General features: G+C 67.6%; 11 protein-coding genes. 5 read left to right on the plus strand and 6 right to left on the minus strand.

Annotated features, from left to right (window positions below):
• Window positions 1-45 precede the first annotated feature (45 nt).
• Genes carB through VNS22_RS09030 form a run of 5 tightly spaced genes read left to right on the plus strand, consistent with a single transcriptional unit; the run spans window position 46 to window position 6,766 of the window.
• Entirely contained in the window at window positions 46-3,333 is a 3,288-nt protein-coding gene (carB, locus tag VNS22_RS09010; protein ID WP_325731688.1) for a carbamoyl-phosphate synthase large subunit, read from the plus strand.
• A gap of 28 nt (window positions 3,334-3,361) precedes the next feature.
• Window positions 3,362-3,835: a transcription elongation factor GreA gene (gene greA / locus VNS22_RS09015; protein WP_159710534.1), complete on the plus strand. Its 474-nt coding sequence runs from the start codon at window positions 3,362-3,364 to the stop codon at window positions 3,833-3,835.
• Between the two features lie 18 nt (window positions 3,836-3,853).
• Entirely contained in the window at window positions 3,854-4,873 is a 1,020-nt protein-coding gene (locus VNS22_RS09020) for a mitochondrial fission ELM1 family protein (RefSeq protein ID WP_325731689.1), read from the plus strand.
• Window positions 4,870-5,817: a thioredoxin-disulfide reductase gene (gene trxB / locus VNS22_RS09025; RefSeq protein ID WP_325731690.1), complete on the plus strand. Its 948-nt coding sequence runs from the start codon at window positions 4,870-4,872 to the stop codon at window positions 5,815-5,817. The genes VNS22_RS09020 and trxB overlap by 4 nt, the downstream gene beginning before the upstream one ends.
• A 4-nt stretch (window positions 5,818-5,821) precedes the next feature.
• The gene (locus VNS22_RS09030) at window positions 5,822-6,766 is read left to right on the plus strand and encodes a LysR family transcriptional regulator (RefSeq protein WP_325731691.1); all 945 of its coding nucleotides are present in this window, start codon (window positions 5,822-5,824) and stop codon (window positions 6,764-6,766) included.
• Between the two features lie 498 nt (window positions 6,767-7,264).
• On the opposite strand, the gene msrP is transcribed toward VNS22_RS09030, so the two are convergent.
• The 6 genes from msrP to lepB all read right to left on the minus strand — a co-directional run.
• Complete coding sequence (msrP, locus tag VNS22_RS09035) at window positions 7,265-8,221, minus strand: protein-methionine-sulfoxide reductase catalytic subunit MsrP (protein ID WP_325731692.1); 957 nt, start codon at window positions 8,219-8,221, stop codon at window positions 7,265-7,267.
• Between the two features lie 58 nt (window positions 8,222-8,279).
• Window positions 8,280-10,505, minus strand: coding sequence for a DNA topoisomerase IV subunit A (gene parC, locus VNS22_RS09040; RefSeq protein WP_325731693.1), 2,226 nt, complete (start codon window positions 10,503-10,505; stop codon window positions 8,280-8,282).
• Between the two features lie 36 nt (window positions 10,506-10,541).
• Complete coding sequence (recO, locus tag VNS22_RS09045; protein WP_325731694.1) at window positions 10,542-11,291, minus strand: DNA repair protein RecO; 750 nt, start codon at window positions 11,289-11,291, stop codon at window positions 10,542-10,544.
• A 16-nt stretch (window positions 11,292-11,307) separates the two neighbouring features.
• Window positions 11,308-12,225, minus strand: a complete 918-nt coding sequence (gene era, locus VNS22_RS09050; RefSeq protein ID WP_325731695.1) for a GTPase Era — start codon at window positions 12,223-12,225, stop codon at window positions 11,308-11,310.
• Window positions 12,222-12,944, minus strand: coding sequence for a ribonuclease III (gene rnc, locus VNS22_RS09055; RefSeq protein ID WP_325731696.1), 723 nt, complete (start codon window positions 12,942-12,944; stop codon window positions 12,222-12,224). The genes era and rnc overlap by 4 nt, the downstream gene beginning before the upstream one ends.
• On the minus strand, window positions 12,941-13,177 hold a 237-nt coding region (lepB, locus tag VNS22_RS09060), incomplete at its 5' end, for a signal peptidase I (protein ID WP_325731697.1). The genes rnc and lepB, both read right to left, overlap by 4 nt.

Here is a 13,177-nt window from a genome sequence, read left to right on the forward strand (position 1 = left end):
CGTTATCCGCCTCGTCCCCGAATGCCGACCCGCCGAGCCTGACCCATGCCCAAACGTACCGACATCAAGTCGATCCTGGTGATCGGCGCCGGCCCGATCGTGATCGGTCAGGCTTGCGAGTTCGACTATTCCGGGACGCAGGCCTGCAAGGTCCTGCGCAGCGAGGGGTACCGGATCGTCCTGGTCAACTCGAATCCGGCGACGATCATGACCGACCCGGAGACGGCGGACGCGACCTATATCGAGCCGATCACGCCGGCCTTCGTCGAGAAGATCATCGCCAAGGAGCGGCCGGATGCCCTCCTGCCGACCATGGGCGGCCAGACCGCGCTGAACACCGCCAAGGCGCTGGCGGAAAGCGGCGTCCTCGACAAGTACGGCGTGGAGCTGATCGGGGCGAAGCTGCCGGCGATTGACAAGGCCGAGGACCGCGCCCTGTTCCGCGAGGCGATGCTCAAGATCGGCCTCGACATGCCGAAGTCGGTGGTCGTGCGCTCGATGGAGCAGGCGCGCCAGGCCCTGGAGCTGACCGGCCTGCCGGCGATCATCCGCCCGTCCTTCACGCTGGGCGGCACGGGCGGCGGCATTGCCTACAACAAGGAAGAGTTCGAGCGGATCGTGGCGTCCGGCCTGGACGCCTCGCCGATCACCGAGGTCCTGGTCGAGGAATCGGTGCTGGGCTGGAAGGAGTACGAGATGGAGGTGGTCCGCGACAAGGCGGACAACTGCATCATCATCTGCTCCATCGAGAACGTCGATCCGATGGGCGTGCATACCGGCGACAGCATCACCGTCGCCCCGGCGCTCACGCTGACCGACAAGGAATATCAGCGGATGCGCTCCGCCTCGATCGCGGTGCTGCGCGAGGTGGGCGTCGACACCGGCGGCTCCAACGTCCAGTTCGCGATCGATCCCGCCAGCGGCCGCATGGTCGTGATCGAGATGAACCCGCGCGTGTCGCGCTCCTCGGCCCTGGCGTCCAAGGCCACCGGCTTCCCGATCGCCAAGGTCGCGGCCCTGCTGGCGGTGGGCTATACGCTGGACGAGATCCAGAACGACATCACCGAGGTCACGCCGGCCAGCTTCGAGCCGTCGATCGACTATGTCGTCACCAAGATCCCGCGCTTCACCTTCGAGAAGTTCCCCGAGACCGAGCCTTTGCTCTCCACCGCGATGAAGTCGGTGGGCGAGGTGATGGCGATCGGCCGGACCTTCCAGGAAAGCGTGCAGAAGGCCCTGCGCGGCCTGGAGACCGGGCTGTCCGGCTTCGACGAGATCGAGCTGCCCGAGGGCGTCGAGCCGAAGGAAGCGCTGGTCGAGATGCTGGGCCAGCCGACCCCGGACCGGTTCCGTGTGGCCGCCCAGGCGCTGCGCGAGGGCATGAGCGTCGAGGAGATCCAGCGGATCACCCGCTTCGACCCCTGGTTCCTGCGCCAGGTCGAGGAGATCGTCCAGGCCGAGGCACAGGTCCGGGCCCTGGGGCTGCCGGAGGATCGCGCGGGCCTGCATGCGCTGAAGGGCATGGGCTTCTCGGACAAGCGGCTGGGCAAGCTCACGGGCCTGGACGAGGCGGAGGTGCGCACGCGCCGGCACGCGCTGAAGGTCCATCCGGTGTTCAAGCGGATCGACACCTGCGCCGCCGAGTTCGAATCGCAGACGCCTTACATGTACTCGACCTACGAGGCGCCGGCGTTCGGCGAGGACGAGGCCGAGGACGAGAGCCGGCCGTCGGACCGGACCAAGGTCATCATCCTGGGCGGCGGCCCCAACCGGATCGGCCAGGGCATCGAGTTCGACTATTGCTGCGTGCACGCCGCGTTCGGGCTGAAGGACGCCGGCTTCGAGACGGTGATGGTCAACTGCAACCCGGAGACGGTCTCGACCGACCCGGACACGTCCGACCGGCTCTATTTCGAGCCGCTCACCGCCGAGGATGTGCTGGAGATCTGCGCCAAGGAGGCCAGCAACGGCAAGCTGCTCGGCTGCATCGTCCAGCTGGGTGGCCAGACCCCGCTCAAGCTCAGCCATCACCTGGAGAAGGCCGGCATCCCGATCCTGGGCACGCCGGTGGATTCGATCGATCTCGCCGAGGACCGCGAGCGCTTCCAGGGCCTGCTGCAGCAGCTGGGCCTGAAGCAGCCGGAGAACGCGACGGCCGCCAGTGCCGAGGAGGCCGTGCGCCACGCCAATGCGCTGGGCTATCCGGTGATGCTGCGCCCCTCCTACGTGCTGGGCGGCCGCGCCATGCGGATCGTCCATGACGAGATCGAGGCCAAGGCGTTCGCCAAGGAGGCCGCGGCGGTGTCCGAGCAGGGTGCGGTCCTGGTCGACCGCTATCTGTCGGATGCGATCGAGGTCGATGTCGACGTGATCGCGGACGGCGAGGCCAGCGTGGTCGCGGGCGTGATGGAGCATATCGAGGAGGCGGGCGTCCATTCGGGCGACAGCGCCTGCTCGCTGCCACCCTATTCGCTGACCGACGACGTAGTGGCCGAGATCGAGCGGCAGGCCAAGGCACTGGCCAAGGCACTGAACGTGCGCGGCCTGATGAACGTGCAGTTCGCGGTCAAGGACAAGGTCGTCTACATCCTGGAGGTCAATCCGCGCGCCTCGCGCACCGTGCCGTTCGTTGCCAAGGCGATCGGCAAGCAGCTCGCCAAGATGGCGGCCCGGATCATGGCGGGTGAGCCGCTGGGGAGCTTCGACCTGGACATCCGCCGGCAGGACCATGTGGCGGTCAAGGAGGCGGTATTCCCGTTCGCGCGCTTCCCGGGCGTCGACCTGATCCTCGGGCCGGAGATGAAGTCCACCGGCGAGGTGATGGGCCTGGACCACGATTTCGGCCGGGCCTTCCTGAAGGGGCAGATCGCATCCGGCCAGGAGCTGCCGCAGAGCGGTGCCGTGTTCCTCTCGGTCCGCGACCAGGACAAGGCGGCCGCCGTCGAGATCGGCCGGCGCCTGGTGGGGCTGGGCTACGGTCTGCTCGCTACCCGTGGGACGGCCACGGTGCTGCGCGCGGCGGACGTACCGGTCCAGGAGATCAACAAGGTCCATGAAGGCCGGCCGCACATCGTCGACCGGATCAAGGACAAGGGCGTGGTGCTGATGATCAACACCACCGACGGGCGCCAGGCGATCAAGGACAGCTACTCCTTGCGTCGTGAGGCGCTGATGAACCGCGTGCCCTACACCACGACCATCGCGGGGGCCAGGGCGGTGGTGCAGGCGCTGGGAGCACTCACTTCGGGCGATCTTGCGGTGGCCCCCCTGCAAGCCTATTTTGAGCTATCCCGAGCCGACGATGTGGTGTTCCAAGGCGCGCGTGGAGCGTGAATCCTGCTTCTCGAGAGTTGACTGAATGCTGAACAAGATCCCGATGACTCCCATGGGTCACACGAGGTTGGAGGCGGAACTCAAGCGCCTGAAGACCGTCGAGCGGCCGGCGGTCATTCGCGCGATCGCGGAGGCGCGCGAGCACGGGGACCTCTCCGAGAACGCCGAGTATCACGCGGCGCGCGAGCGGCAGGGCTTCATCGAAGGCCGCGTCATGGAGCTGGAGGACAAGCTGTCCCGCGCGGAGGTGATCGACATCGCCACCCAGTCGGGCAGCAAGGTGATGTTCGGCGCCACGGTGAAGCTGGTCGACGAGGAAACCGACGAGGAGACCAGCTACCAGATCGTGGGTCCCGACGAGGCCGAGATCCAGCAGGGGCTGCTCTCGATCGCCTCGCCGCTGGCGCAGGCCCTGCTCGGCAAGGAGAGCGGCGAGACGGTGGAAGTCTCCACGCCGCGCGGCACCCGCTATTTCGAGATCCTCGAAGTACGGTTCGGTTAGCTAGAAGGAGCGAACCCGGTGGCGGCTGTCTCGCCGGTCGTCTGGGGGCTGCTGGACGACCGACCTGGTCACGCCACGCAGGTTCTCGGCATCGGCGACGCCTTACCCTGGCCCATGGTGGAAAAGCCCATGGGCTTTGGCTGGCTGTCGCGTCTGGACGTGCGGGTGCTGGGTGCCAGTGTGCTCGGGCTCAACCGGGCGGCGCGGGCACGCCTGGTGCCGCCCTGGCCCGACCTTCTGATCACCTGCGGGCGGCGCTGCCTGCCGGTAGCACGCTGGATCAAGCGGCAGGCCGGTGGACGCACCCGGATCGTCCACGTCATGCGTCCGGCCGTGGCGACCGACATCGATCTCCTGGTGCTGCCCTATCACGACCGTAAGCTCACCAACGAGGAGGCCGAGGTCGTCCGGGTGACGGGCGCTCCGCACCGGGTGAACGCCGCGAGGCTGGCCGAGGCGCGGGCGCACTTCGCCCCTCGGTTCGCACATCTGCCGGCTCCCCGGATTGCGGTGCTGGCTGGCGGCCCGGCCCGGCATGTACGCTACCGGCGTGACTGGGCAAGGGATCTGGGCCAACGGGCCGCGACGCTCGCCAAGGCCAGCGACGGCTCGCTGATGGTGACGACCAGCCGGCGCACCGGCAGCGCCGCCACGGCCGAGTTGGCCGCGACCCTGAAGCTGCCGCACCTGATGTGGAAGCCGGGCGACCCCGGGGACAACCCCTATCTCGGCATGCTGGCGCTGGCCGATGCGATCGTGGTCAGCGTCGATTCGGTCTCGATGATGAGTGAGGCCTGCGCCACCGGCGTGCCCGTCCATGTCTATGGCGGCGACCGCCTGGTCGGCCACAAGCTCAAGATGCTGGTGGCCAGGCTGTTCAAGGAAGGACGGATCGTGGCGCTGGGCGACCCGTTCGACCACGAGCCGCCGCCACCGCTGGATGCCGCCGCCGAGGTGGCCCGTGTCGTCATGGAGCGTGCGGAACTGTGGTTCCCAATGGTGACCTGTGTTAATGCCGCGATGTCGGAGGCGAAATGAACGAGCGTCATGCACAGGTGCTGGTAATGGGCGGCGGCCCTGCCGGGTACACCGCGGCCATCTATGCAGCCCGTGCAAACCTCAAGCCCGTGCTCATCCAGGGCTTGCAGCCAGGTGGCCAGCTCTCGATCACCACCGACGTCGAGAACTATCCGGGCTTCGCCGAAGCCATCCAGGGCCCCTGGCTGATGGAGCAGATGTCGGCACAGGCCGAGAACTGCGGCACGGAACTGATCTTCGATCTGGTCACTGATGTCGACCTGTCGGTCCGGCCGTTCCGGCTCACGCTGGACGGCGGCACCGTCTTCACCTGTGACGCGCTGATCGTCGCGACCGGTGCCCAGGCGCGCTGGCTCGGCATCGAGGCGGAGCAGCGCTTCATGGGCCACGGCGTCTCCGCCTGCGCCACCTGCGACGGCTTCTTCTTCCGCGGCAAGCGCGTCGTGGTGGTCGGCGGCGGCAACACGGCGGTCGAGGAGGCCCTCTACCTGGCCGGCCTTGCCGCCCATGTCACGCTGGTGCACCGGCGCGACCAGCTGCGCGCCGAGAAGATCCTGCAGGACCGGCTGTTCACCCGGCCGAACGTCGAGGTGATCTGGGATTCGATCGTGACCGACCTGGTCGGCACGGACGACCCCAAAGGGGTCTCCGGTGTCGTCCTCGCCTCCACCAAGGACGGCTCCCAGCGGCACGTGCCCGCAGACGGGCTGTTCGTGGCGATCGGCCATGACCCGGCCACCAGCCTGTTCCGTGGCAAGCTGGCCATGGACGAGGAAGGCTATCTGCTCACCGAGCGCGGCCGCACCTTCACCTCGGTGGACGGCGTGTTCGCCGCAGGCGACGTGCAGGACAAGATCTATCGCCAGGCCGTGACCGCAGCCGGCTCAGGCTGCATGGCGGCGCTGGATGCCGAGCGCTGGCTGACCGCCCGGGGAATGCATTGACGCCATGCCGCCCAAGAGCAGCCAGGACAAGGATTTCTTCCGCAGCGAAGGGCCCGACTGGGACCGGATCCGGATCTTCCATTCGGTAGCCGAAGCCGGAAGCTTCACCAGGGCGGCGGACCGGCTGGGCCTGTCCCAATCGGCGATCAGTCGGCAGATCAGCGCGCTCGAGGAGGAGTTGGGTGCGGCGGTGTTCCACCGCCACGCCCGCGGCCTGGTCCTGACCGAGCAGGGCGAAATCCTGCTGGGGACCGCGCGCGAGATCGCGCGCAAGATGGCGATGACGGTCTCCGCCCTCCAGGAGCGGCGCGACGAGCCGGCCGGCCATCTGCGCCTCACCACCACGGTCGGCATCGGCACGGTCTGGCTCACCCACCACCTGCCGGCCTTCCTGGACGCCTATCCGGACATCACCATCTCGCTGATGGTGACCGACGAGGATCTGGACCTGGGCATGCGCCAGGCCGACGTGGCGCTACGCCTGACCAGGCCCACCCAGGGCGACTTGGTCCAGCGCAAGCTGATGACCTCGCACACCCATATCTACGCGGCACCCGGCTATCTCGCCCGGCATGGTCTGCCCGAGAAGGCGGACGATCTCGACCGGCACCGGCTGATCGTTTACGGCGAGGAAGCGCCGGTGCCGTCGCTCAACTGGATCCTGCTGGCCGGCAGGGACGACGAGGTCCAGGCACCGCCCCGGCGGCCGGCCCTTTCCGTCAACCATGTCTACGGCATGCTGCGCGCTGCCGAGGCGGGTCTCGGCTTGGCCTCCCTGCCGGACTATCTGGGCGCACCGAGCAAGAACCTGGTCCGAGTGCTGCCCGACCTCGAGGGTCCGGCGTTCACCTGTTACTTCGTCTATCCGGAGGAGCTACGCGCCTCCAAGCGGGTGACCGTATTCCGCGACTTCCTTCTGGAGAAAGTCGCCGAGCAACCGATCTGGTGATGCCTCTGCTGATATTTTGATCACAGGTGACGGACGGCATGCGTCGCGTGCACATCACCCATCACGAACCGATCTAGGCAAGCGGCACGATCGCGATTATCTTCCGCAACGCAGCAACGCACCGCCTGGGATGCGCGGCTGCCCAGGAGATGGAGCTCAGCTCTCTGCTGGATGGATCCGGCCATGCCGGGTCCAACCGAACTTCGGTTCGTTCCCAGGCATTTAGCCTCCCTGATCTACTCGGCCGGGTCGCAAGACCCGGCCACTTTTTTTATTCGGGATAACGTCCGACTTTATCGATGGCCTGAACCCGGTCGTCAAGCAATACGTGGCAGTTCGGGCCGCTTCTTGTGCAGTCTTCGCGGTGCGGAATTCCATTGCTGCAGTGCAACTTGATATTCCACGGAATCGCCGCAAATTCTTGTTGCAGCGCAGCAATATGATCCTCTTTCACCCGCGATATTTATGTTTGAAAAATTCGCTTAATGCGCGAAATTCCTACTTGTACAGTTCTTCCCCCTCCAGCTCCGCATACAGTCCGGCAACCTGTTCGGCATAGCCGTTGAATAGGCGGGTCGGTACCGAGCTGAAATCCCCCAGGGGCCTTTCATATGCTTGGCTCCAGCGCGGATGGGGCACGTCCGGATTGACGTTGGCCCAAAAGCCGTACTCGGATGGGCCGAGTTCCTCCCAATAGCTGACCGGCCGCTGGTCGGTGAGCGTGATCCGCCGGATCGACTTGATCGACTTGAACCCGTACTTCCAGGGGGTGACCAGCCGGATCGGTGCGCCGTTCTGCTTCTTCAGCGGCTTGCCGTACATGCCGGTTGCGATGAAGGCGAGCTCGTTGGCCGCCTCGGCCACGGTCAGGCCTTCCACATAGGGCCAAGGATACCAGCTCTGCAGCTGCTCAGGCGCCTCGTCAGGATTCAGGAAGGTCTCGAAGCGGACATACTGGGCACTGCCGAGCGGACGGGCCAGGTCGAGCAGGGCCTTGAGCGGGAAGCCACTCCAGGGCACGTCCATCGACCAAGCTTCGACGCAGCGATGGCGATAAAGACGCTCCTCGATCGGCAGCCGCCGCACGATTGCCTCCAGGTCGAGTTCCTGGGGTGTTTCGACCATGCCGTCGATCGTGACCAGCCACGGCCGGATGGTCAGGGCCTGGGCCGCATCGACGATGTTCTTGCTGCTGCCGAACTCGTAGAAATTGTTGTAGGTCGTGGCGATGGTCTCGTCGGTGAGCGGCCGGTCGAGCACATAGGCGGGATTGCGGCTGCCCGGGTAGAGCTCGGGTGCGGTCAGCTCCTCGGCGGCACGCGGCCGCCCGGGCAGCACGGCCAGTGCGCTGCCCAGGCCCAGGCCGGCCAGCAGGCGACGCCGGTTCAGCACCAGATGCTCGTCAGTCACCCGGTGGTCGATCACGTCCCAGATCCTGCGCGAACGGGTCAGCATGGCGATCCTCCTCCTCTACTTCAGAGGTTACGCCGGCCAGCCGATTTCCGTCACGCGATCACGCGCGTGTGAACGAGAGATCCTTGGGGAAGCCCACCGGCGTGTTGCGCCCGGACTGGGCGCGCTCGCCCATCCAGGCAGTGCATTCCTCGCGGCGCTGCCGGCTGCCGGTCTGCCAGGTGAAGCCCTTCGACGGGTCGATCGTGGCGATGTCGGCGACCAGGGCGGAGTGCAGCTTCATGAGCTGTACGCCCTTGCCGCGCCCCAGAACCTTGAGCTGGTCCAGCGGGAACACCAGGAGGCGGCGATGGCTGCCCAGCACCGCCAGATGGTCGCCGGTCACGGGCACGACCTTGACCAGCTGGTCGCCCGCGTCCAGGTCGACCACCTGCTTGCCGGCCTTGGTCGCGGCGACGATGGCGCTCTCCTCGACCACGAAGCCGCGCCCGCGTGCGGTCGCGACCACGAGGCGCCCGTCGGGGCGATGCACCGCCGCATCGACGATCGGTACGCCTTTGGCGATGTCGACAAACAGCGACAAGGGCTCCCCGGTACCGCGCCCGCCGGGCAGCCGGTCGACCGGCACGGTGAACATCCGCCCATCCGCGGCGAACACCAGCAGGCGATCGGTCGACTGCGCCTCCAGGGCGAAGCGCGGCCCGTCGCCCTCCTTGTACTTCTGCTCGGAGAGATCGAGCTGGTGGCCGCGTACGGTGCGGATCCAGTTGTGCTCGGAGAGCAGGATCGTCACCGGCACGCGCTCGACCTGTGCCTCGAAGCGCTCCGGCTCGATCACCGGTGCCGTGCCGAACTGGGTGCGGCGCGGGTCGGCGAACTGCTTGCGTCCGGCCTTGACCTCGTCCGCCAGCGCCTTGCGGCGCAGCTTCGGGTCGCTCAGCAGCCGGACCAGCTTCGCCTTTTCCGCCTCAAGCTGAGCATGCTCGCGGCGCAGCTCCATCTCCTCAAGCTTGCGCAGGTTGCGCAGGCGCAGGTTCAGGATCGCCTCGGCCTGGATCTCGGATAGCTCGAAGGTCCGCATCAGCACGGGCTTCGGCTCGTCCTCCTCGCGGATGATCCGGATCACCTCGTCGATGTCGAGGAAGGCCTTGAGATAGCCTTCCAGGAGGTGCAGCCGGTCGTCGATCTTGCGCAGGCGGAAGGCGGAGCGGCGCTCCAGCACCACCATGCGGTGGTCCAGCCAGCACTGCAGCGCCTCGCCCAAGCCCATCACCCGCGGCGTGCCGGTGGCGTCCAGCACGTTGAGGTTCAAGGAGAGGCGCACCTCCAGGTCGGTCGCCCGGAACAGCTGCTCCATGAGCAGCTCCGGCTCGACCGTGCGGGCGCGTGGCACCAGGACGATGCGGATCTGGTCGGTCGACTCGTCGCGCAGGTCGGCCAGCAGCGGCAGCTTCTTGGCGATGAGCTGCTCGGCGATGTCCTCGATCAGCCGGCTCTTCTGCACCTGGTAGGGGATCTGGTCGACGATGATCCGGTACTGCCCGAGCGGCAACTGCTCGACCTGATAGCTGGAGCGCAGCCGGAACCCGCCGCGGCCGGTGGTATAGGCCTGCTGGATGCTGGCCGGTCCGTCGATCAGGATGCCGCCGGTCGGCAGGTCCGGCCCCGGCACGAACTTCATCAGCTCCGATGCGGCCGGCAGCGGCGCCTCGGCCGGCCGGCCCAGCATGAACAGGAGCGCGTCGCACAGCTCGCCGACATTGTGCGGCAGGATCGAGGTGGCCATGCCGACCGCGATCCCGGTGGCTCCATTGGCCAAGAGGTTCGGCACGGCCGCCGGCAGGATCACCGGCTCCTCCTCCGAGCCGTCATAGGTCGGCCGGAAGTCCACCGTGTCCTGGTCGATCCCGTCCAGCAGCGCCATGGCGTACTTGGTCAGGCGGCTCTCGGTGTAGCGCATCGCCGCCGGGTTATCGCCGTCGATGTTGCCGAAGTTCCCCTGCCCTTCCACCAGCGGATAGCGCTGCGCGAAGTCCTGGGCGAGCCGGACCAGCGCGTCGTAGACTGATTGGTCGCCGTGCGGATGGAACTTGCCGATCACGTCGCCCACCACGCGGGCGCATTTCTTGTAGCCGCCGGCCGGATCCAGGCGGAGCTGGAGCATGGCGTAGAGCAGCCGGCGCTGCACCGGCTTCAGCCCGTCGCGTACGTCGGGGAGAGAGCGGGAGGTGATGGTCGAGAGGGCGTAGGCCAGGTAGCGCTCGGACAGGGCCTGGGCGAGCGGCACCGATTCGATCTGTTCAGGCTGGGCGGCGGAGCGGGTCATGAATCTCGCGGTCTCGTCAGGGGGAGCGGGCTTCGCTCAGTCGGCGGGTCGGGTCGGTGCCTCGGGTGCTGGGGGGTCGAGCAGGTCCAGGAGGCGCAGCCGCGCCTGGGGTGGTGGCCGGTTCACCGCATCGAACAGGCGCTGGTCCAGGAAATGCCCGGTGAGGCGCAGCCCGTCCACTATCTCGGCCCTGTCGGGACGGCTCCCATCCAGGAGGAAGCGGGGCAGCTTGAGGAGCCGGGGCGCCCAGTCGCCCGCAGCCGTGCTCGCCACCGCAGCACCGGTGCGCGGCGAGACATAGGCCAGACCCTCCGTGGCACCGGACACCGCACAGCGGTCCAGCGCCAGGCCGAACCCGGCCTCGGCCAGCAGCACCAGCTCGAAGCGGACATAGTCGGCGAGCCAGGCCTCGTCCTCGCCCAGCGCATCGGCGAGGCGAAGGGTGGCGGCATAGAGCACCGGGTGCGGGTCGCGCTCGGCCATGGCCGCATCCAGCAGCGCCATCGCCGCCATGAGCCCGGCCAGTTCCAGCGGCGCTTCCAGCACGTCGGCTGCATGGAGGCGGATCGGCTCGCCCTTCAGGCTGCCGAGATGCTCCGCGGTGCGGGCGTGCCAGACCAGGTCCAGCCGGTTGCCGGGCTGCCAGAGATGGGCCTGGGCGCGCGAGCCCCCGCCCTGGACCAGGCCGGCATGGCGGCCATGCTCGAAGGTGAAGGCGTTGACCACGAGGCTGCCCTCGCCGTGCCGGCGGCGGCTCAGGACGAAGCCCTCGTCATGCCATTCCACTTGCCCGGTCCCGCACTCAGCCCCGGTTTTCCAGCCCCATCTCGCGATAGCGTTCGGGGTCGTCGGTCCATTCGCGGACCTTCACGAACAGGAACAGATGGACCCGCGCATCCAGGAGCTTGGTCAGCTCCTCGCGGGCTGCCTGGCCGATCGCCTTGATCCTGGAGCCGCCCTTGCCCAGCACGATCGCCTTCTGGCTGTCGCGCAGGACATAGATCACCTGGTCGATCCGGACCTCCTTGCCGTCCGGGCTTTCCAGATACTGCTCGGTCTCGACCGTGACGCTGTAGGGCAGCTCGTCCTGCAGTTGCAGGAACAGCTTCTCGCGGGTGATCTCGGCGGCCAGCGCCCGGTCCGACAGGTCGGAGAGCTGGTCTTCGGGATAGAGCCAGGCACTCTCGGGCAGGGCATCGGCCACGGCCGCCAGGAGATCGTCACAGCCGCTGCCGGTCAGTGCGGAGACGATGAAGGTCCGCTCGAACGGTAGGATCGCGTTGGCCTCGGCGATCTGCGGCAGTGCGCGGTCCGGGCGGACCATGTCGATCTTGTTGATCACCAGCCAGACCCGCCGGTGCCGGCCGACCAGCCCTTCGAGCACCGCCCGGGCCTGCGCGTTCAGTCCCCTGGCGACGTCCAGCACGAACAGCACCAGGTCGGCATCGTCCACCCCGTCCCAGGCGGCCCGCACCATCGCCCGCTCCAGCGGGCGCTTGGGGTCGCCGAAGATGCCGGGCGTGTCGACGAACAGGACCTGCGCTTGGCCGACCATGGTGATGCCGATCACCCGGCGCCGCGTGGTCTGCGCCTTGGGCGTGACGATCGAGACCTTGTGGCCGACCAGATGGTTCAGGAGGGTCGACTTGCCGGCATTCGGCGCACCTGCCAGGGCGACGAAGCCGCACGAGGAAACGGACGGATCGGTGGGGGCGGTCATGGCGAATGGGTGCTCACGCGTTCCAGGAGAAGCTGGGCGGCGGCCTGCTCGGCCGCACGCTTGGAATGGCCCGAAGCGATGGCCACCCCGGTATCGGGCAGGCTGGCGCTGACCTGGAAGGTCGGCGCATGCGGCGGCCCCTCGGTCGACACCACCTGATAGGTCGGGCGCTCCAGGCCGCGCCCCTGCGCCCATTCCTGCAGGGCGGTCTTCGGGTCGCGGCTGGGCAGGCCCGCCTGCGCCACCAAGGGCTGCCAATGCCGCCGCACGAAGGCTTCCGCCGACGCCCAGCCGCCATCCAGGTAGATGGCGCCGATCAGCGCCTCCACCGTGTCAGCCAGGATCGCCGGGTTGTCGCGCCCGCCACCGTCCTCCTCGCTCTTGGCCACCACCAGCCAGTCGCCCACGCCGAGCTTGCGGGCGATCTCGGCGATCGTCTCGCGCCGGACCAGCCCGTCCTGGCGCAGCGCCAGCGTGCCCTCGGGATCGTCACGGAAGTGCTCGATCAGCATGTGCGCGACCATCAGGCCCAGCACACGGTCGCCCAGGAACTCCAGCCGCTCGTTGGAACGGCGCGCCTTGCGCCTGGGCCCGGCCCGCCGCACGGCACTCGCATGGGTGAGCGCCTCCTCCAGCAGGCGGCGCTCGCGAAAGCCGTAGGCGAGCCTAGCCTCGATCTCGTCAAGGGCAGCCCGGCCTCGATGATGCTCCTGGATCAACGGATCGTGGTGAGCAGCCGATCGAAGCGGGTCGCGAAGGGCCATGCCCAGGGCTCCAGGAATCCGGCGGAACCATCCGTGGAAAAGAACAGGATCTCGGCCCGGCCGACGAGGTTCTCCAAAGGAACGTAGCCCAGGCTCGGATCACGACTATCCTGCGAATTGTCTCGATTGTCACCCATCATGAACACATGCCCCTCGGGCACCAGGAACTCCTGGGTGTCGTCCATCGG

The sequence above is a fragment of the Geminicoccus sp. genome (genome assembly GCF_035556675.1).
Classification (GTDB): domain Bacteria; phylum Pseudomonadota; class Alphaproteobacteria; order Geminicoccales; family Geminicoccaceae; genus Geminicoccus.